Raw genomic sequence first — 1,001 nt, 5'->3', positions numbered from 1 at the left:
GGAAATAACCATATATTAAAAGGAACAGCAGATGCAAAAGCAGAAGGAAATATAGTATTAGGATTTAATACAACAAAAGAAGAATCAAACTTTAAAGTATCTGGGAAAAATATAGTAGCAGTAGGAAATGATATAGTAGCGACAGAAGATAACTCAGTATATTTAGGAAATGGAAGTAAGAATGCAACAGCAGGAGCATCTAAAGTAATGGGAGAATATAATACAGATACAATAAATGGAATAACATTAAACTTTGCGGGAGGAGCACCAGCAGGTATAGTATCAGTAGGATCAGCAGGAAAAGAAAGAAGAATCCAAAATGTAGCAGCAGGATGGATATCAGCTACATCAACAGATGCAATTAATGGATCACAATTACATTCAGTAATAAATAATATGACAACTAAAATAGAAGCATTAGCAACACCAAATGTTGTAGTAAAAGGTAATGGACCAATAACAGTTACATCAGTAGAAGAAAATAAAGAAAAAGTATTTACAGTAGGAGTAACGTTAGGAGAAATAACATCAACAACAGGAGGAAGAGCAAGTACAGCAAATGAAGCAGGATTAGTTACAAGTGGAAGTGTAGTAGCTGCGGTAAATGCATTAGGAAGTAACACTATAAAATTAGAAGGAGATAGTGGAAAAACAGACGGACAAAACTTAAATAAAGAAAATGGATTAACATTTGGAATAAAAGGTTCAGGATTAGTTAAGACAGAAGCAAAAGGAACAGATGTAATCATAGATTTAAGTGATGAAGTAAAAGAAAAATTAAATAATGTAGAGACATCAACAAGTTCAGCAAATTCAGGAGTAGCTTCAGCAGTAGCAATGGCTAACTTACCACAAGTAAGCAACATTGCAGGACATAGACATAATATTGCAGGTGCATATGGTTACTATAACGGTGAACATGCATTTGCATTAGGTATTTCAGGATTAAATGAAACAGGGAATTTAGTGTATAAAGCTTCAGGATCATTAAATACTAAAGG

At 33.3% G+C, this 1,001-nt stretch carries 1 protein-coding gene; it reads left to right on the top strand.

What is annotated here, in order from left to right; genetic code table 11:
• Nucleotides 1–1,001 (top strand): YadA-like family protein (locus GM111_RS08450; protein WP_231479795.1); only part of this gene is annotated, 1,001 nt, incomplete at both ends.

It is taken from the genome of Streptobacillus canis, assembly GCF_009733925.1.
Classification (GTDB): Bacteria; Fusobacteriota; Fusobacteriia; order Fusobacteriales; family Leptotrichiaceae; genus Streptobacillus; species Streptobacillus canis.
The sequence above is the reverse complement of the archived record's forward strand: the minus strand, read 5'-3'. Positions and strand labels throughout refer to the sequence as shown.